General features: G+C 61.2%; 22 protein-coding genes and 1 riboswitch. Of the genes, 7 read left to right on the top strand and 15 right to left on the bottom strand.

The window, feature by feature from the left end:
* Positions 1-4: 4 nt before the first annotated feature.
* Both cobW and cobU read right to left on the bottom strand, forming a co-directional pair.
* Complete coding sequence (cobW, locus tag HJB82_RS22850) at positions 5-1,054, bottom strand: cobalamin biosynthesis protein CobW (RefSeq protein ID WP_221117622.1); 1,050 nt, start codon at positions 1,052-1,054, stop codon at positions 5-7.
* Between the two features lie 4 nt (positions 1,055-1,058).
* Positions 1,059-1,583 carry a bifunctional adenosylcobinamide kinase/adenosylcobinamide-phosphate guanylyltransferase gene (cobU, locus tag HJB82_RS22845; protein WP_207580807.1) on the bottom strand — a complete coding sequence of 175 codons (525 nt, stop codon included), beginning with the start codon at positions 1,581-1,583 and terminating at the stop codon, positions 1,059-1,061.
* Positions 1,584-1,714: 131 nt separating this feature from the next.
* A riboswitch (cobalamin riboswitch) is annotated at positions 1,715-2,111 on the bottom strand.
* A gap of 253 nt (positions 2,112-2,364) precedes the next feature.
* Here cobU and HJB82_RS22840 point away from each other — a divergent pair.
* A complete protein-coding gene (locus tag HJB82_RS22840; protein WP_221141536.1) occupies positions 2,365-4,155 on the top strand; it encodes a chloride channel protein in 1,791 nt (596 codons plus the stop codon).
* A 26-nt stretch (positions 4,156-4,181) separates the two neighbouring features.
* Here the strand turns inward: HJB82_RS22840 and HJB82_RS22835 are convergent, their stop codons facing one another.
* From HJB82_RS22835 to HJB82_RS22820, 4 genes are all read right to left on the bottom strand, one after another.
* Complete coding sequence (locus tag HJB82_RS22835) at positions 4,182-5,354, bottom strand: adenylate/guanylate cyclase domain-containing protein (protein ID WP_409201852.1); 1,173 nt, start codon at positions 5,352-5,354, stop codon at positions 4,182-4,184.
* A 224-nt stretch (positions 5,355-5,578) separates the two neighbouring features.
* Entirely contained in the window at positions 5,579-5,767 is a 189-nt protein-coding gene (locus tag HJB82_RS22830) for a DUF1127 domain-containing protein (RefSeq protein ID WP_221141534.1), read from the bottom strand.
* 203 nt (positions 5,768-5,970) lie between these two features.
* On the bottom strand, positions 5,971-6,246 hold the full coding sequence (locus HJB82_RS22825; protein ID WP_207580809.1) for a DUF4242 domain-containing protein: 276 nt from the start codon (positions 6,244-6,246) through the stop codon (positions 5,971-5,973).
* A 42-nt stretch (positions 6,247-6,288) separates the two neighbouring features.
* Positions 6,289-6,777, bottom strand: coding sequence for a hypothetical protein (locus tag HJB82_RS22820; protein WP_221117619.1), 489 nt, complete (start codon positions 6,775-6,777; stop codon positions 6,289-6,291).
* A gap of 187 nt (positions 6,778-6,964) precedes the next feature.
* Between HJB82_RS22820 and HJB82_RS22815 the strand changes: the two genes are divergently transcribed.
* Positions 6,965-8,098, top strand: coding sequence for a helix-turn-helix transcriptional regulator (locus HJB82_RS22815; protein WP_207580810.1), 1,134 nt, complete (start codon positions 6,965-6,967; stop codon positions 8,096-8,098).
* Positions 8,099-8,219: 121 nt separating this feature from the next.
* Here HJB82_RS22815 and HJB82_RS22810 read toward each other — a convergent pair whose 3' ends face one another.
* Together HJB82_RS22810 and HJB82_RS22805 are read right to left on the bottom strand one after the other, a co-directional pair.
* On the bottom strand, positions 8,220-8,990 hold the full coding sequence (locus HJB82_RS22810; protein WP_207580811.1) for an SDR family oxidoreductase: 771 nt from the start codon (positions 8,988-8,990) through the stop codon (positions 8,220-8,222).
* 89 nt (positions 8,991-9,079) lie between these two features.
* Positions 9,080-10,531, bottom strand: coding sequence for a cobyric acid synthase (locus HJB82_RS22805; protein WP_207580812.1), 1,452 nt, complete (start codon positions 10,529-10,531; stop codon positions 9,080-9,082).
* A gap of 716 nt (positions 10,532-11,247) precedes the next feature.
* Here HJB82_RS22805 and HJB82_RS22800 point away from each other — a divergent pair.
* Both HJB82_RS22800 and HJB82_RS22795 read left to right on the top strand, forming a co-directional pair.
* A complete protein-coding gene (locus HJB82_RS22800) occupies positions 11,248-12,249 on the top strand; it encodes a glycine betaine ABC transporter substrate-binding protein (RefSeq protein ID WP_221117618.1) in 1,002 nt (333 codons plus the stop codon).
* A gap of 13 nt (positions 12,250-12,262) precedes the next feature.
* Positions 12,263-12,637, top strand: a complete 375-nt coding sequence (locus HJB82_RS22795) for a hypothetical protein (protein WP_221141562.1) — start codon at positions 12,263-12,265, stop codon at positions 12,635-12,637.
* Positions 12,638-12,709: 72 nt separating this feature from the next.
* On the opposite strand, the gene HJB82_RS22790 is transcribed toward HJB82_RS22795, so the two are convergent.
* Together HJB82_RS22790 and HJB82_RS22785 are read right to left on the bottom strand one after the other, a co-directional pair.
* Positions 12,710-12,865, bottom strand: coding sequence for a hypothetical protein (locus HJB82_RS22790; protein WP_003540537.1), 156 nt, complete (start codon positions 12,863-12,865; stop codon positions 12,710-12,712).
* A gap of 99 nt (positions 12,866-12,964) precedes the next feature.
* Positions 12,965-13,906 carry a LysR family transcriptional regulator gene (locus tag HJB82_RS22785; RefSeq protein ID WP_221141509.1) on the bottom strand — a complete coding sequence of 314 codons (942 nt, stop codon included), beginning with the start codon at positions 13,904-13,906 and terminating at the stop codon, positions 12,965-12,967.
* A gap of 74 nt (positions 13,907-13,980) precedes the next feature.
* Between HJB82_RS22785 and HJB82_RS22780 the strand changes: the two genes are divergently transcribed.
* On the top strand, positions 13,981-14,262 hold the full coding sequence (locus HJB82_RS22780; RefSeq protein WP_221141570.1) for a hypothetical protein: 282 nt from the start codon (positions 13,981-13,983) through the stop codon (positions 14,260-14,262).
* 55 nt (positions 14,263-14,317) lie between these two features.
* Here the strand turns inward: HJB82_RS22780 and HJB82_RS22775 are convergent, their stop codons facing one another.
* On the bottom strand, positions 14,318-14,926 hold the full coding sequence (locus tag HJB82_RS22775) for a LysE/ArgO family amino acid transporter (RefSeq protein WP_207580816.1): 609 nt from the start codon (positions 14,924-14,926) through the stop codon (positions 14,318-14,320).
* 100 nt (positions 14,927-15,026) lie between these two features.
* Here HJB82_RS22775 and HJB82_RS22770 point away from each other — a divergent pair, with 100 nt between their 5' ends.
* Entirely contained in the window at positions 15,027-15,920 is an 894-nt protein-coding gene (locus HJB82_RS22770; protein WP_207580817.1) for a LysR family transcriptional regulator ArgP, read from the top strand.
* A 40-nt stretch (positions 15,921-15,960) separates the two neighbouring features.
* Here the strand turns inward: HJB82_RS22770 and HJB82_RS22765 are convergent, their stop codons facing one another.
* Together HJB82_RS22765 and greA are read right to left on the bottom strand one after the other, a co-directional pair.
* Positions 15,961-16,320, bottom strand: coding sequence for a hypothetical protein (locus HJB82_RS22765; protein WP_207584327.1), 360 nt, complete (start codon positions 16,318-16,320; stop codon positions 15,961-15,963).
* A gap of 122 nt (positions 16,321-16,442) precedes the next feature.
* The gene (gene greA, locus HJB82_RS22760) at positions 16,443-16,925 is read right to left on the bottom strand and encodes a transcription elongation factor GreA (RefSeq protein WP_207580818.1); all 483 of its coding nucleotides are present in this window, start codon (positions 16,923-16,925) and stop codon (positions 16,443-16,445) included.
* A 221-nt stretch (positions 16,926-17,146) separates the two neighbouring features.
* Between greA and HJB82_RS22755 the strand changes: the two genes are divergently transcribed.
* Positions 17,147-17,860 carry an MgtC/SapB family protein gene (locus HJB82_RS22755; RefSeq protein ID WP_221141507.1) on the top strand — a complete coding sequence of 238 codons (714 nt, stop codon included), beginning with the start codon at positions 17,147-17,149 and terminating at the stop codon, positions 17,858-17,860.
* 30 nt (positions 17,861-17,890) lie between these two features.
* Here the strand turns inward: HJB82_RS22755 and HJB82_RS22750 are convergent, their stop codons facing one another.
* Together HJB82_RS22750 and HJB82_RS22745 are read right to left on the bottom strand one after the other, a co-directional pair.
* Positions 17,891-18,076, bottom strand: a complete 186-nt coding sequence (locus HJB82_RS22750; protein ID WP_207580820.1) for a DUF3008 family protein — start codon at positions 18,074-18,076, stop codon at positions 17,891-17,893.
* A 40-nt stretch (positions 18,077-18,116) separates the two neighbouring features.
* On the bottom strand, positions 18,117-18,326 hold the full coding sequence (locus HJB82_RS22745) for a DUF2945 domain-containing protein (protein WP_207580821.1): 210 nt from the start codon (positions 18,324-18,326) through the stop codon (positions 18,117-18,119).
* Between the last annotated feature and the right edge of the window lie 41 nt (positions 18,327-18,367).

Raw genomic sequence — 18,367 nt, 5'->3', positions numbered from 1 at the left:
GGGATTACGCCAGCGCCTCGATCGCCGCCCTAACAGCGTCCTGGTCCATCTCGTGCAGACCGATGACCACGAGGCGCGTGGCGCGCGTTTCGCTCGGGGCCCAGGCACGGTCGAAATAATGGTCGATGCGGCTGCCGACGGCCTGGATCTGCAGGCGCATCGGCTTGCCGGCGACATCGACGAAACCCTTGAGACGCAGTACGTCATGGTCGGCGATAATCGTCTTCAGGCCAGCAATGAAGCCGGCGGGATCGGCGACCGGGCCGAGTTCGACGACGAAGCTGTCGAATTCGTCATGGTCGTGCGGCGCGCCGTCCTCATGCTCCAGCTCGTGATGCGATTTGCGGTTGGCGACATCGTCCTCCGTGCCGATGCCGAGGCCGAGCAGAATTCCGGCCGACACCTCGCCATTTTTCGCCTCGATCATCACCGGCTTGCGCACCGTGCGGGAGGCGACCTCGTCGCGAACCCTGATAAGGCCGGCAGCGTCGATCAGGTCGGTCTTGTTGAGTACGATCAGATCGGCGCAAGTCAGCTGATCCTCGAACAACTCCTCGATCGGGCTTTCGTGATCGAGCGATTCATCTGCGCCGCGCGCCGCCTCGACGGCATCGTGGTCGTCGGCGAAACGGCCGGCGGCGACAGCCGCGCTGTCGACCACGGTAATGACGCCATCGACCGTCACCTGGGTGCGAATGTCAGGCCAATTGAAGGCCGCGACCAGCGGCTGCGGCAGGGCAAGGCCCGAGGTTTCGATGACGATATGGTCGGGCCGCTGTTCACGCTCGAGCAACTTCGTCATCGTCGGGATGAAATCGTCGGCGACGGTGCAGCAGATGCAGCCATTGGTCAGCTCGATGATATCGTCCTCGGTGCAATTGTCAGCGCCGCAGCCCTTCAGCACCTCGCCATCGACGCCGAGATCGCCGAACTCGTTGATGATGAGCGCGATCTTTTTGCCGCCGGCATTGGTGAGCAGGTTGCGGATCATCGTCGTCTTGCCGGCGCCGAGAAAGCCGGTAATGACGGTTGCGGGAATTTTCTGCTGGTTCATGAACTTAACCCTTCATTTTCAACGGCAGGCCTGCCGCGATGAAATAGACTTCGGCGGCCTTGGCCGCAATTGATTGGTGCAGCCGGCCGGCATGATCGCGGAATTCCCGCGCCATGCGATTATCCGGCACGATGCCGAGGCCGACCTCATTGGAAACGAAAACGAGCTGCGCCTTCGCCTGCGGCAGAAAATCGGTGAGCGCGGCAAATTCCGCCGCCATATCGCGCTCATCCATCATCAGATTGGTGACCCAGAGTGTCAGGCAATCGATGAGCACGACGCCGCCCTCGCGGTCGATAGCGTCAAGCTTGCCGACGAGATCGAGCGGCTCTTCATGCGTCGTCCAGGACGGGCCGCGATCGGCTCTATGTTGGGCAATGCGCGCCTGCATTTCCTCATCCCAGGCGCGGCCGGTCGCGAGATAATGGCGGTCGAGGCCGATCGAAATGACAAGGGACTCGGCGAAGCGGGATTTCCCCGAACGGGCGCCGCCGAGGATGAAGACGGTGTTGGAGGGAGCGGTCGTCATGCGCAGACGCCCCTTTGGTGGGATGCCGCACCCCACCCACTCGATCGCGCCGCACAAGGCCGCGCCGAATTCAATCGTTCAGCCAAAACAACCTCCGTGCTGGCAGCGGGCCTCTTGCCCAGGGTTGGGCTTCTCGCCCGGCACGGGATGGCAGGTCTCCTGGCTCGCGGTTATCGGCCGCGATCGGGGCAGACCGGAAACCGGTCGCCCTGATCGTGCCAGCGGATCTGCCTCGCCTTCCCGGCTGCATCGATGAAAAGGTGGACGATTCGTAGACTTAAGAGGCGTCCGACCCCGGTTGATCATCATGCATGTCCAGTGGCTTTTCCGGCATGTCGCCCGTCCCGCCCGCTTGCATTATTGCAAGCCGCCGGCCGGAAGGGCTCGATGCCGGATGGAAGACCCTGACCGCTCTACAGTCGCGGGGTCGGCTGTGATGAAGGCGCCCGGCTTGGGTCCGCCCCGTCACATTCCCTTTTCATCCGGAAGGCGTAACACCGATCCGGAACCATCCGTTATATCCGAGGATGGTCAGGTGACCATCCGTTGAGGGATGGTTAGGCAAGCTCAGGGGTGAAGTCAACCGCCCTCGACGGCCGGCAGTGGCTAGACAGGCGAGGCAACGCCAGCAACACGACTTACCCTACCTAAAACATCGTCATTTATCAGATACTTACGTCACAAATATTTATCCAGGGCGCCGGCTTTTCGCCACAATTGCACTGCAAGCGGACTGCGCCATCGCCCTTGACCGGGCCTCTTCCTGCCTAGTTGTCTTGCCATGCTTATGCAATTGGATCGGCGCCGGTTCCGAGCGCTGCGTGTTTTCTTCGACCCGGGGCGGCTGCGGGCGCTGACCCGCCGCAGTGAGGTCGGCCTGTCGCTGGCGGGTGCCGTCGTCGGCATCACCTCGGGTCTCGCCGTCACCGGCATGAGCTACGTCTCCAATCAACTGCATCAGATGGTCTTCGGCATCGACGACAGCGAGCGGCTGAGCTCGTCGGTGATCGACGACAAGCTGCTGCTTCTCACTGCCCCCGTCATCGGTGGCGTCCTGCTCGGCCTGTTGCTGTTCGTACTGGCGAAACGGCGCAAGAAACCGATGGTTGACCCGATCGAGGCCAATGCGCTGCATGGCGGCCGCCTGTCCTTGACCGACAGCATCATCGTTGCCGTGCAGAACCTGATTTCCAACGGGTTCGGCGCCTCCGTCGGCCTCGAGGCCGGCTATACCCAGCTTGCCGCCGGCCTCGCCTCGAAATTCGGCCTGAAGCTGCAGCTTCGCCGCTCCGATCTGCGCACCCTCGTCGGCTGCGGCGCGGCGGGCGCTATCGCCGCTGCCTTCAACGCGCCGCTGACCGGCGCCTTCTACGCCTTCGAGCTGATCATCGGCACCTATACGATCGTCTCGCTGACCCCTGTGGTCGTCTCGGCCCTGGTTTCCACCCTCATCGCAAGGCTGCTCACCCACGGCGATTTCACCATCGACATCGGCAGCTTCGGCGCAGTCGTGCCGGCCGATTATATCCCGGCTATGCTGCTCGGTGGCTTCTGCGCTGGCGTCGGCATCCTGATCATGCAGGGCGTCTCCTTCGTCGAGGAGCTGGCGCGCAAGAGCTCGATCGCCCCGCCCTTCCGCCCGGCGCTCGGCGGCATCGTCGTCGGACTTCTGGCGATGATTTCGCCACAGGTGCTCTCGGCCGGCCACGGCGCGCTGCATCTCAATCTCTCCCGCGAGGTGGCGATCCCGGCGCTGATCGGCCTCTTCCTGTTGAAATCCCTGGCCTCGGCGATCTCGATCGGCTCCGGCTTCAGGGGCGGCCTGTTCTTCGCCTCACTGTTCATGGGCGCCCTGCTCGGCAAGCTCTTTGCCTATTGCGGCCCCTATTTCGCCGATGCGACGCTGACGCCCGTCATCTATGCCGTCGTCGGCATGAGCTCGCTCGCCGTCGCCGTCATCGGCGGGCCGCTGACGATGACGTTCCTGGCGCTCGAAATCACCGGCGATTTTCCGATCACCGCTCTAGTGCTCGCCGCCGTCATCACCTCCTCACTCGTCGTCCGCTCAACCTTCGGCTATTCCTTCGCCACCTGGCGCTTCCACCTGCGCGGCGAAAGCATCCGCAGCGCCCACGACGTCGGCTGGATCCGTAACCTGACAGTGGACAAGCTGATGCGCGCCGACGTCAAGACGGCAAGGGCGGGTATTTCGCTGGAGGAATTCAAGCAGGCCTTCCCGATCGGCTCGACCCAGCGCGTCATCCTCGTCGAGGAGAGCGACAAATATGCAGGCCTCGTGCTGGTGCCGGAGATCTACGCCAACCCGACCGACGTGCAGGACGAGGGCAAGACGCTTGCCGATTTCATCCACTACCGCAACGATTTCCTACAGCCACAGATGAATGCCAGGCAGGCGGCGGCGATCTTCGACAAGAGCGAAAGCGAAGCACTCGCCGTCGTCAACAACCTGATCGAACGCAAGGTGATCGGCCAGCTCAGCGAAAGCTATACGCTGCGCCGCTACAGTGAAGAACTTGACCGTCGCCGTCGTGAGGTCTCAGGCGAGATCTGAACTTGGTCGCGCCCTTGATCGGCGCTTCATGACACAGAGTTGGCGAGCTTGAAGACGTCGGCCCGCTTTGAAACTCCACGCAATTCGAACGACCCGAGATACTCGCAAGCCACCGTACAGTTGGCCGCGAAACTCTCCGACAGCAGAAGGTGCTGCTCAAGCGTACCGCAGAGTTTCTCCAGCCGCGAAGCCTCGTTGACCGCCCTGCCGATCACCGTGAAGTCGAGCCTGCCGTGAGCGCCGACATTTCCGTAGAAAAGCTCGCCGAGATGCAGCACGACATCGATGCCGATATCGGGGCCTCCATTGCGCGTCCGCTCGCGATTGAGCTCTTCGTTTGCCTTCAGCAGATTCTGTGCCGAAGCCAACGCAGCCTTACACGCCCTTTGCGGATCCTCGGCGTCCGTCGGAAAGATCGCCAGCACGCTGTCGCCCATGAACTTGAGGATCTCGCCGGAATTTTCCTCGACATGCCGGTCGATCAGCTCGAAATGCTCGTTGAGAAACCCGACGATGTCGCCTGGCTGGTAGGCCTCGGTCAGCGCCGTGAAATTGCGGAGGTCGGCAAGCAGGATGGCGGCATCGATGGAGCCACCCATTCCCCTGCGGGTTTCGCCCGCAAGGATGCGCGCACTGGTCCTGGCGCCGGTATAGACGGCGAGGATATCGGTCGCGGTCTTCGAAACCGCCACGCGGTAAGCCGCCAGCCCCAGCGCCGGGAACAGCTCTTCCATGATCGCCAGCTGTTGATCGGAAAATCCGCCCGGCGCGTCGCTCGTCAGCGAGAATCCGAGCCCGCGCAGCGCGACTTCCTTCGGGAATTCGAACAGGCTGATCACGTGATCCGTGCCACCGGCGAGCGCGAATTCGTTGAGTTCGCTGTAATCGAGCCCCTCGCCGCTCGCCAGGTTCCATCGCCCCTTTGTTTCGCCGCGGCTCAAAAGGTGAAAGATCGGCGTCTTCTCGAAGTCACGTTCCGTCTCACTGCCGTGCTCCGCATTTTCAAGGACAGTCGCACCGCCCCGCATGAAATTAGCCGAAACGCCGCGATACATGGGATGGAGGGACGGCATTCTGATACTCGCCCGCCAGATCGGAAATCCGTCCGCGATCAGCCGGTCGCACAGACCGGCGACGAGGTCGCCAATATGCTCGCTGGTGATCCCCTGCTCTATAAGCCATTGAATATGATTTTTAATTTTTCAATCTCCGCATGAGGACCGAGAACCGGCAATGGCCATTTCGCCCTCGAGCCCGATGAGCAGAACGGCACAACGGGCGCTCAACGAGCGGTCTTACACCTGCCGTTCATTAACCTGCTTCGCGTCGTTATACTACACCCGGGCGAATGGGAGTGATGCGGAATTCTGGCCTTTTCTCGTCGAACGTTTTGCCTCGCTTCGATGTGCAAAGGGCTGCTCGGTCAGCGGAATCTGTTCCAGTCTCCATCCCGCGAGGCGACGAACGGGATCTCGCTTCTCGACGCCGCAATGTCCTTCAGCATGTGGTCCGACAGCGCGCCAAGCCGATTTTCCACCGACTGCCGTCGTTGCCACAGGATGAAGTTACGAGCCGGAGAAAACAGCAGCAGCACCGCTTTGCGCAGTCGCAATTCGAACGCGCCTAGAGCTTCTCGTTCATGATCGTCCCCTAGAGTCGTGCGCCGATCCCAAGATCGCTGCGCCTGCGAGCCGGCCGGCGCCTCGTCCGCCGGCCAGCTCCCGCGCCCCGGCGCATCACCTCGAAATCGGTTTGCGGAAAGCGTTGTGCGCGGATGGAAAGTGGGCTTGCCGCGCGCGCCATCGAACGCGGTGTTTAACGCGCGGCCGAATGAGGGCCGATGAGGCTCGTGATCTCCGTCACGCGGTCCGCAGGAAAGCCACCCTTTTCCGCGTGCCGATAGACCGCTTCCGCACTCTCGGCCTCATGAACGCAGTACATCTTGTCGCCAGTCACATAGCTGGTGATCCAGCTATAGGGTTCGCCGAGGGAGGCCACGACGGCGTTGGATTTCGCCGAGATCTCGCGCAGGGTTTCCTTGCTCATATCTCCGAGACCTGGAATATTTCGTTCGACAACGAATTGCGGCATTGTTTTGTCCTTTCATGATGCCTTGAGTGACGCAGCGCTTCATCAACCGTGCGCATGCCGGCAGCTGACGTCGGGGTTCATGTCGGCGAACGATCCCTTCGGATTGTCCTTCCATGCCCAGACATGCAACTCGTAGAAAGCCGGAAGGCCGTAGCGGTTCGGTGCATTCGTGAAACTGAACAGCTGACCGCCGAGATTGGCGGGACCTTTCGTCGTGATGTATTCGACGGCGACCAGTTTCATCTTGCCGTGTTCGTCAGGCTCGTACATCACGGCTTCCGGCTTGGAGAGATCAACGGCCTCATCTTTGATGAGGTCGGCATTGACATAGTGGATGCCCATAGCACCCCCATCGATGCCGCTGGTGCACGGGATCGGCGAATAGCCTTCCCTGACGGCCTGGTTGACGTCCTGGAAGCGCGCATTGGCCTCCCGGACCTGGTTCGGCAGGCCGGCGCCGCCGCCGAGCGCTGCAGCCGGTAAAACTGCGATAAAGAGAAGCGCCGCGATCGGCGCTTTGGTCGCTTTCATGAAGATTGCCCTCCAATTTCTGGTTGTCCAAGCCGAGTGGAATCCGGCCGGCAGTGGCGTTGTAAGAAATCCACGCGATGAAACATCTCCCGCGTGGGGGATGAAATCTTCCGCAAATCCCGGAAATGAAGGCGTCCTGGCCGGCGGCAATTGACCGCGCAGGCCGGGCTGATGCAGGATTGCGATCATGGAACAACAGCTGTCGGAAATCATTGGCGCTATTTATGATTGTGTGGCCCGGGAGGATGCCTGGCCAAACGCTCTTCGTCTGATCAATGGCCAGGTGAATGGGTTTTTGACCACGCTTGCCGTCTTCGACACCACCACCCGTTCCGCACGGCTGGCTCAGATCGCCTGCGACGACGGAGAAGCCATCAGCACCCTCGTCGCGCATGCGAAGGACGTCCCGTTCTTCCACCTTCTCCACCGAATGGAGATCGATCAGCCGGATACGCTGGAGCGAATGTTCTCCCTCTATGGACCCGATGGCGAAGCCGTCTGGAAGAGCGGTGCGCTCTACCAGAACTTTCATGCCAAGTATGGGGTATTGAACTCGATTGACATGGCGGTGCTGAAGCGCCCGACCCGGGTCGGGACAATCAACATTTCGGTGCAATACGAACCGAGCGAGCGACGCGTCTTCGACATTGTCGGGCTACTCGGCCCGCATATCCGCCGTGCCGTGACGATCCACGACATGTTCGAGATGGAGCGCGCCGAAGCAGCCGTCCTCAGGGAGGTCATCGACGCTCTCGACCATGCGGTCTTCATCGTTGCTGAAGACATGACAATCCTTTTCGCCAACCATGCCGCAGAAGCACGATTGCGCGAGCAGCACGTCGTTCACTCGCTTTCAGGCCGGCTGGCCGCGCGCTACGCTTATGCAGGCGCTGCCCTTTCCAACGCCGTGGCGCTTGGCGCGCGGGACGAAATCAGTCTCGCAGCGGCTGGGATCGATGTCCCGCTTGCCTCGGCCGAGCGCCCCGCCGTCGCGCACGTTCTGCCGCTGCAGCGGCGCACCGAAAGGGGACGTTTCGAAAGCCGCGCGGCTGCGGCGATCTTCCTCGCCGCCGCGGGAACGGTGACACAGTCGGCCGTCGAAGCCGTTGCCGCCCTTTTTGCTCTCACTCCAGCCGAACGGCGCGTGGTCGGCTACGTCTCCGAAGGCATGACGCGATCCGAGATCGCCAACGCACAAGGCGTTGCCGACGGCACCGTGAAATCGCAACTGGCCGCCATCTACGACAAAACGGGAGCGGAGGACCAGCGCAGCCTGCAGCAGCTCGTCCGCGAACTCAGTCCACCTGTCAGGCGCGCGTGACGTCTCGACCTTGAACTTCGGAGCGATTGGCGGAAGACGTGAAAACGGGGCCGGTGTCCCTCGGTACCGAACCGAGCGCCATCACATCCATAGAGAACCGCCAGACCGATATTTCCAACGCTCACATCCTGACCGTCATGCCGCCATCGACCGTCAGGACGTGGCCATTGACGAAGGAGGCGGCGGCGCTTGCAAGAAACAGCGCCGCGCCGGCGATCTCGTCGGGCCGCCCCCAGCGCTGGACCGGAATGCGCTGGCGCACGAAGGGCATCAATTCCTCGTTCGCGGCCATCGCCGCATTGGTTTCGGTGGCAAACCAGCCCGGCGCAATCGCGTTGCTGGTGATGCCGTGCGGACCGAATTCGACCGCCATACCGCGCATCAGGCCGGTCAGGCCCTGCTTGGCTGCCGGATAGACGCAGTCACCGGGCATGACGACATGGCCGCTGATGGAGGTCACCGAGATCAGGCGGCCGTGATTGCGCCGCTTCATCAGCACGGCGGCGTCCCGCGAAAGCGTCATCGCGGCGGCCAGATCGGTGCGCAGCAGTTCGATGATGGCATCATCATCGAATTCGGCCAGCGGTCGCCTGTCACGGGCGCCGACATTATTGATCAGGATGTCGAGGCGACCGTGAGCCCTTTCGATATCGGCCATCAACGCACGCTGGGCCTCGCGATCGGTGATATCGAAGGCGGCGGCCTCCGCTGTGCCACTCGCCGCACGGATGATCCTTACGGCGTCTTCCAGCGTCGCCGCCGTGCGTCCGGTAACGATGACATGGGCGCCGGCCTCTGCAAGGGCACGTGCCATCTCGAAGCCCAGGCCACGGCCGCCGCCGGTCACCAGCGCCACCTGACCCGTCAGTGAAAATCTATCCATCACGCTCATGGTCTTACCGCTCTCGATCAGCTCCGCCGGGGCAATTAATGGACTCAGTCAACTAATTTGGCAAGAGCAGAACGAAGGATGCATCCGGCCTAACCGAGCAGTCCGGCCAGCCAGCGCGGATCGAGGTGACGTTCCAATTCCCCGGCGATCTCGTCGAGCGCCTGCTCGACGCTCTCGCGGTAATTCCTTCGCCCGCCTGATAACCCGAAGCTCTGCAGCAGCCGGGCGCGGTAGGCGTCGCTGCCGAAGAGCCCGTGCAGGTAGGTGCCCATGATTCGGCCGTCGGCCGAAAGCGCGCCATCGGGTGCCCCGTCGATGATCGCCGAAGGCCGGGTGCCATCCGGGCCGCGGGTGATGCCGAGATGGATCTGGTAGCCGGCAAGCGGCACGTCGTATTCGGTCGAACGGGCATGACTGTTGCGCACGGTTTTTTCAGGCGCCATCTCGGTCTCGACGTCGAGAAGCGCAAGCCCCGGCGCCTCGAGCATTCCGCCCTCGATGCCGAGTGGATCGTGCACCGTCCGACCAAGCATCTGGTAGCCGCCGCAAATGCCGATCACCCGGCCGCCGCGCCTGACATGCGCCTGGAGGTCGCGGTCCCAGCCCTCAGCCCTCAAGTCGGCGAGATCAGATATCGTCGATTTTGAGCCGGGAAGGACGATGAGGCTTGCAACAGGCAGCCGCTCGCCTGGTCGCACGAAGACCAGCTCGACATCCGGCTCGCTCCTCAGCGGATCGAGATCGTCGAAATTGGCGATACGGGGCAGCACCGGCACGGCGATCTTCAGCCGGCCCGCCCCGCCCTTCGCCAGCCGTTCGAGCACGACCGAATCTTCGGCCGGCAGGCGTGCCGCACCCGGCAGCCACGGCACGACGCCGAAACACGGCCAGCCGGTAAAGCCTTCGATGGCGCGGATGCCGTCGTCAAACAGCGAAACGTCGCCGCGAAACTTGTTGATGATATAACCCGCAACCATCGCTCGGTCGCCCTCATCAAGGATCGCCTGCGTGCCGACCAGCGAGGCGATGACGCCACCGCGATCGATATCGCCGACGAGCACGACAGGCACGCCGGCACGCGTCGCAAAGCCCATATTGGCGATATCGGCGACCCTGAGATTGATCTCGGCCGGCGATCCGGCACCCTCGACGATAACGAGGTCGGCATCTGCTGCCACTTTTTCGAAACTCTCGAGCACCGCGCCGAGCAGTTGCGGCTTCAGCCGCTGATAGTCGCGCGCCTTCGCCTGGCCGAACACCCTGCCCTGCACGATAATCTGGCTGCCGTTTTCCGATTGCGGCTTGAGCAGCACCGGGTTCATGTGCACCGAAGACGGCGTGCGTGCGGCCAGTGCCTGCAGCCACTGCGCTCGGCCGATCTCGCCGCCGTCATCGGCAACCGCTGCATTGTTCGACATGTTCTGCGGCTTGAACGGCCGGACGGCAAGCCCGCGATTGGCCGCCAGCCGGCAAAGGCCAGCGACCAGCACCGTCTTTCCGACATCCGAGCCGGTTCCCTGCAGCATGATCGCTCTTGCCATGGTGGCCGCCTTTCGCTGAGGCGAGGCCTACAATGGCCGGCGACACCGGGTCAAGACTTGGCACAGGGTAAGACTTGGCCCGGGTCAAGCTTCCCGCAGAAACGCGAAAACCGCGCATGGCCTTGGCTCTGCGCGGTTTGCCGAAAACTCAGGCGTCTTCACCCCTACACGGCGAAGCTCGCTTTCTCCGGTACGCACTACCTGAACCGGAGAAGCGGCGGTCATTCCCGCCACGACCCAACTGATAACGGCACATTCTTACCGGAGAGTTATTGAAGCCTTACGCAAATGTTAATTTTGATCTTTTTTGACATTCTGGTCGAAATTTCTGCAGAAGACCCGACGGTGATCGCCAAGAGCGTGCACTGCGCTCAAAGGCGCCATTTTCCGGATATTGAGATAAATTCTTCGAATTCAATAATTTAGTCCGGCGACCGTCAGCAGAAGATGGTTGATTTCTGCGACCGAACGCGTAGGCTTCCCAAAAACCGCCATTTTCGAGCATGACCTGCAATGAGCTGCCGGAGCCGCAAGGACGGAAGGCACCCATGAACCGGAAATGTATGTCGCGGCATCGCCCGTCAGTCATTTCCTTTTGGGCGCGAGAAGGATTTGTCGCTGATTTCCGACCCTGGCTGCGCGTCCGTAGATTCAAGGTATCACAGCGTCATTAGCGCGTCTGAAAAGGCCGGCGCTGTAAAGAAGAATTCGGGGAAATGACGATGAAGACGTTTCTGATTCCCGCCGTCTTTGCCGCGGCTCTTTCTATCGTCGCGCCGGCCGAAGCCGCCGAATGCGGCAATGTTTCGATCGCTGAGATGAAATGGGCCTCGGCCGGTATTGCGGCGAGCTTCGACAAGATCATCCTGGAAAAGGGCTACGGTTGCGCCGTCACCATCGTCGACGGCGACACCCTGCCGACCTTCGCCTCGATGAATGAGAAAGGCACTCCCGACATCGCCTCGGAGTACTGGATCAATTCCGTCAGGGCCTTGCTCGATCAGGCCGTCAACTCCGGCCGGCTGGTGCAGGGAGCCGAGATCCTGGCCGACGGAGCCGTCGAGGGCTGGTGGATCCCGAAATTCATCGCCGACGCCAATCCCGACATCCGTTCGGTCGAAGATGCGCTGAGACATCCCGAGCTCTTCCCCGCCGAGGACGATGCCTCGAAGGGCGCTATTTACAATTGCCCAGCCGACTGGAGTTGTCAGATATCAACCACCAACCTGTTCAAGGCGCTTGCCGCGGACAAAAAGGGCTTCGAACTCGTCGAAACCGGCAGCGCCGAACGGCTCGACGCCTCGATCGCCCGCGCCTTCGACAATAAGATCGGCTGGCTCGGTTATTATTGGGCGCCGACCGCAATCCTCGGCAAATACGAGATGACGCGCCTGAGCTTCGGCGTCGGTCATAACAAGACCGAGTGGGACCGCTGTACGGCGGTTTCCGGCTGCCTCAGGCCCCAGCTTAATTCCTATCCGGTCTCGCGCGCCTTCACATTGATGACCAGGTCTTTCGCCAGTCGCGCGGGACCTGTCACCACCTATCTCAAAACCCGCAAATGGGACAATCAGACGATCAACCAGGTGCTTGCCTGGCAAGACGAAAACCACGAAAGCAACGAGGATGCCGCGATCCATTTCCTTCGCAATTACGAGGGCCTCTGGATGAAATGGGTGCCCGCCGATGTAGCCGAGAAGGTCAAGGCGAGTTTATAACGCCAAAAATACGATCAAGCATGGACGATTCGATGACAGGCAACTCAACGTTCCCTTTCCCGACCGCGATACCGTTGCGGAAAAGCTTGCCGCGCTGTCGGAGACGGACAAATCATATCTGACGCTGCTCATGGAAAATGTCGCTCAGGACGACAACCTGCTCGACGGCCTGCGCCGCCATCTCGACATCGCAGCAGGGTCGCGGTTCCTGAACTCGCTAAAACTCGAAAATCTCGGAATATGGCTCGGAGCACATGCGCCGGATCGGCTTCAGATCCGGATGATGGAAACCGCCCGCTCCAGCCAGCATCCTGCCTACCAGGCCTTCCGGACCGGTCTTGACCGATCCGGCGGGCTGGAAAAGGCTTATCCCCCGGTCAATACTTGATCCGGCCCAGTCGATAATTGATTCTGTCCAGGAAAGCTTTATCCGGCATCCCCGGAGGAATGTGAACGGTCTTTACTTCTTTGCAGCACGGTCAACCGAGCGGCCCGCATCCTGCGTTGCATTTACGGTGTTGGCCGTATCTTTTCCTATGCCGCGGATCGTGTTGCCGCAGGAGGAAAGCGCAAGAAGTACCATCAAGGCTGCGGCGATTTTGGCCGTTGTCGTCATTTCGAATATCCTTGTTTGAAATCAACCCCGAACGGGACTTATGCCGTTCGCGCCGATAACGCACAAGGGGACAAAAGGTTCAACGCCTGAAAGAGATCATCAGGCGGCGACCGCCTTCGCTCTCTCGGCAAAGGCGCCGCGAATGCTGTCGGCCACTGTCTCGATCGGCCCGGACACCTGCGAGGCGGTCAGCAGGCGGATATCGAAGGCGCCGAGTTCCGGCAGGCCTTCCTGCGGGCCGAGGATCGCCATGTCCTCATTGACATAGGACAGCGGCAGCGGCGCAATGGCGAGATCGGAGAGCACGGCGGCGCGCTGCGCCATGGTGTGGCCGCTGAGATAGGCGACGCGATAGTGCCGCTTGTTGCGTTCGAGCTGGGAGAGAGCCTCCTGGCGCCAGATGCAGCCATCCTCCCAGATCGAGATCGGCAGGGGATCGCGCCGATGCGCCGAACCGCACTTGGCGCCGGCCCAGACCAGCCGCTCGCGAAACACCACCTCGCCGCCTGTCGGGAACGGCCGCGTCGCACAGTTGATCAAGGCCAGGTCGAGCCGCTGTTCCTCCATGCGCTTCTTCAACCCCATGCTCATGTCGATCGTTACGTCGACCATGATGCCGGGATAGCTCTCCGCGAAACTCTTCAGGATGCTCGGCAGCAGCCGCTCGCCGATATCCTCCGGTGCGCCGAGCCTGACGACGCCGCTGAGCTCCGGCATGATGAAGCGCGACACTGCCTCGTTCGACAGCGCCAGGATGTTGCGGGCGTAGGACAACAGCATCTCGCCGTGGCGCGTCAGCGACACCGAGCGGGCATCGCGCAAAAACAGCGTCGCGCCCAGTTGTTCCTCGAGCTTCTTGATCTGCATCGACACCGCTGACGGCGTGCGAAAGACCGCCTCCGCGGCGGTCGAAAAATTGCCAGTCTCGGCAATGGCAACGAAGGTACGCAACACGTCGTTGTCAAGCAGCGGAATGGGACGGCGAAAGGGAATGCTCATCGTCGCATCTTTCAATTTTTCTGATTTATAACCCAATATCATTTCGTTTGATTGAATGTCAATCGCTCGCCATATTTCGAGGGTCCGCAGCCGATACAGCAAAAGGAGGCCCCGACATGTCGCGAACGAGCATCTGGAATATCGTACAAGCCCTTTCCGCGTTCAAGTCCCAGAGGCGCAGGGATGCGAACCATGAGCAGGCGCTGCGGCAGTTAAGACGTTTCCCGTCGCATCTGCTGGCCGATTGTCAGCCCAAGATAGAGTTGACGGTCGCCGCCTCTGCTAGCCGAACCGCTGCTGAAGATTGTAAGCTCGGCGTGCCTCACCATGTGCGCCCATCAGGAAACATCCGTCCATCAAAAAGCTTGCGCGCCGTTGTGATCGTCCGCGCCCCCTGACCGACCCGTTTACCGCCGGATCCAGCACATTTCCATCTCGCCGGTCGAACGGCCATCACATCCCGCCCAACAGCTTGAACGCGATGATCCACATGGTGAATGCGACGAGCGTTTCCAGCATGCGCCAGGATGAGGGCTTCGAGAAGATCGGTCGCAGCCACGTGGCGCCGTATCCGAGCGAAAAGAAAAACAGAAAGGAACCCGTCACCGCCCCCGCAGCAAACGAAGCCTGCTGTCCCGGGTAGCGTGTCGATATCGTGCCGAGCAGCACGACCGTATCGAGATAGACATGCGGGTTGAGCCAGGTCAGTGCAAGGCAGGTCATGAGCGTCTGGCGAAAGCTCGATGGTCTCGCTTCTGCTTCCGCGAGGCTGGCGGACGAGCGAAAGGCGGAATAGAGGCTCTTCGCTCCATACCAGGCCAGAAACGCGGCTCCTCCATAGCGCATGACCGGATCGAGCCAGGGCATAAACCTTGCGATTTGCTGCAGGCTGGTCACGCCAAGCACGATCAACGCTGCATCCGAAAACGCGCATGCGAAACAGACGGAAAAGACATGTTCGTTGCGCAGGCCTTGGCGCAGAATAAAAGCGTTCTGCGCGCCGATTGCGACAATGAGGCTGAGGCCCATCATCAGGCCGGTGACATAGATCGAAAAATTCATCGCTTCGGCGAACGCCCCTGCTTCGGTAAGGGTTGCCGTATCGCCGTGAAGAGAATTAGGCTAATTAATCTGGCTTATCTCAATTAAGCGAAACTTAATCATGCTCGATTACCCCGCCCTGCGCGCCGTCGCAACTGTTGTCCAGACAGGCAGCTTCGATAGGGCTGCGACCGTGCTGAACGTCACTCCCTCGGCCGTTTCGCAGCGCGTAAAGCAGATCGAGGAGCGTCTCGGTACCGTCCTCATCGTCAGAGGCACGCCGTGCACGGCAACCGAAAAGGGAGAATGGCTCTGCCGCCATATGGAGAATGTCGGCATGCTCGAAGCCGAACTCTTCGGGCAACTGCCGGCTCTCGTCGATCCCGACGAACCACGCCAAAGGGTGACGCTCCAGATCGCGACCAATGCCGACAGCCTTGGGACATGGTTCGTGGAGGCCATGTCGAACTTCGCCAAGAGTTCTTCCTACCTCTTGAATATCGCCGTCGACGACCAGGACCACACCGCCGAATGGTTGCAGCGCGGACGGGTGATCGCAGCCGTCACCAGCCTTGAGAAGCCGGTCCGCGGATGCCGGCGATTTGCACTCGGCATTCTGCGCTACCACGCTACGGCAACCCCCGACTTCGTGGCACGCCACTTTCCGGGCGGCGTAACCGCCGAGGCAATCCGCAATGCCCCGGCGCTCACCTTCAATCAGAAGGACAGGTTGCAGAGCAGCTGGGTAAGCAGCAAGTTCGGACGCGATCTCGATTATCCCACCCATTGGCTGCCGTCGACGCAGAGTTTCGTCGAGGCGAGCCTTTCGGGCATGGGATGGGGAATGAACCCGACCCAGCTCACCCGCGAACATCTCGCATCGGGACGGCTGGTCGAATTGGTTCCCGACACCCCACTCGATGTCCCACTATACTGGCAGATAAACCGCCTCGCCGCCGATCGCCTGGCGAAGCTGACGCGCGAGGTCATCACGGTGGCCAAGCGCAATCTCTGAACGCGTTGCTCAGAACAGCAGCGGCTCAAAACAGGCGCTGTCACACGTACGCCGTGCGGCTGCCGAATTCGCTGGTGTCGTCAAAATTCTTCGTGCCGATACGCTCGCTCTCGCCGGAGAGATCCTGCGGAGCCTCGGTAGCGGGCTTCGATGCGGCGGACGCCTCGGTCTTGCTGCTCTCGGACGCTTCGAGCTTGGCAATCTTTGCTTCCAGCGTCTCGATGGATTTTTCGATTGTGGCCTTCTCTTTCTCGTCCTGCGTTTGCGACAGGGCTGCCTGCTTTTCGGCAAGCTGCGCCTCGAGAGAGGCAAGCTGGTCCGACGAACTGGACGACGAGGTTGAAGCGGTTGAACTCAAAAGGGTGGATGCGGAACTGGAAATTGCGCTGACCATGCGGATGACCTTCGATATTCGATGTCATCTTTCTAGGCCGCGAATGATAAATAAAGTACTATGAAGTACCATTTTTCATAACAATTATTGCGCATCGTCAAACTCGGCGCCGCTTTGAGTATCCCGCCCTACGCGATAGCGATGATCTGCAGCTCATGGCTACCTGTCTCCACCACATCGCCGACAGCCTTGCCCATCAGCAACCGCGCCACCGGCGACACATAAGAAATCGATCCGGCCTTGGGATCGGCTTCGTCCTCGCCGACGATCCGATAGGTCTGCACGCGCCCGTCGTCGCGGCTGAAAGTCACCGTGCTGCCGAAGGCAACAGTGTCGGTTGACGCAGGGTCAGGCATGAGCTGGGCGTTGCGGAGCCTCGCCGCGAGATAGCGCAGGTCGCGCAACGGTCCCGCCGCCTGCCGCCGTCGTTCGTTCACGTCTTCGATGACACTCGCGGCATCATAGGCCAGGCGAGCCTGCTGGAACAGTAGTTCCAGAGCCTTCAACCCTGCCTCCGTCACCAGGTTCAGATGCGGCGAAACCGGACGATCGGGCAGCAGGGTTTCCGAAGCGGTTTCGAAACTCTCTTCCTTGGTGAATGCGACGGCCAATTCTATACTCCGTTTTGGGCGCGGTGCGCTTATAGCTGACGGGGAGGTTCTCCCCATCCAAAACATACATACACCCGCCGCAGACGAACCGCCAATCTTGGCTCATCGGCAACGCGGAACGTCCCGCGCCGCATGGCGTTTAGACCCGTGACGCATCATGGCCGAGGAGGATCAATGCCCGGCGAACAGCGGAAAGCCCGCGATATAACCCGGAGCGAAACATGCCTTCGTTCCTGACCGACGCCATGCCGCTGACACCGAGCTGGTGGGACATCGCCGCGCGCATCGCGCTGACGGTGATCGCCGGCGGCCTCATCGGCCTCGACCGCGAGCGCGGCGGCCATGCCGCGGGCTTCCGGACGACGATCCTGGTGGCGCTTGCCGCCTGCGTTGCGATGGTCCAGGCGAACCTGCTTCTATCGACCTACGGGAAAACACTGAGTTTTTTCACCCAGATGGACGTGCTGCGCTTTCCCCTCGGCGTCCTGACCGGCGTCGGCTTCATCGGCGGCGGAGCGATCCTCAGGCGCGGCGACATGATGACTGGCGTCACCACGGCGGCGACCCTGTGGTTCATGACCGTGGTCGGCCTCTGCTTCGGCGGCGGCCAGATCGTCACCGGGACCGTCGCAACCGTCATCGCCGTCATCGTGCTGTCGCCGCTGAAACGCCTGGACACCTGGCTGCGCTGCGAACGCAAGGCGACGCTCGTCGTCTATGGCTCGAGTTCTGATATTCCCGACCTTTCGGATGTGCTGGGACCTCTTGAATGCAGCGCATCGTTTGTCTCGTTGGGACAGGCCGAAGATGGCCGCACCGGGGTGACGTTCGAATTGCGCTGGCTGGCGAAAGATCCGGACGCATCCGCACCCGCAATCCTCTTCGCCGTCTCCGAGGCGCACGAGGTCGCGAATTTCTCGATGCCCACGACATAAGCCGGACGCCCCGCCATCGCGGCGCCCTGCCTATTTGGGGGCGTGCTCCGGTTTGCCCTTTCTTTTGGTGGATGCAAATTCCTCGAGCTGTTTTTCGCTCATGGACTCGACCATCTGCTTGGAGGCGCCCTTGAGCTCTTTCTTGGGCGTCTCGCCACGTTTGGCCGACAGTGCGGCGCCCGCCGCCTTCTGCTGGGCCTTGGACTTGGCTGGCATATCGATCTCCTTATGCTTGTGATGAGGCGCCGAGTTGGCCTCAAAGCTTCCTGAGTTCATCGGGCTTGTGTGCGGCCCGCTTTCCCGATTTGTCGCTTTCCACGATATACTGGGGTTCCGCCGCCGACGCCTTCACCTTGTGGCCCTTGATCTTCGTCTGGCTGATCTGCTTTTTGACCACCCTGCCCTCGGTCTTTCCCTGGCTGGTGTCCCAGCTCACGTCGTCGCCCTTCCTCAATTGCTTGGACATGCGAGGCTCCTTACGGCGAGGAGGCTGCGGCAAAAGCCGCA

This window comes from Rhizobium sp. NZLR10 (genome assembly GCF_019685125.1).
Taxonomy (GTDB): domain Bacteria; phylum Pseudomonadota; class Alphaproteobacteria; order Rhizobiales; family Rhizobiaceae; genus Rhizobium.
Note: the sequence above shows the minus strand (reverse complement) of the source record. Positions and strands in the feature narration are given on the sequence as shown.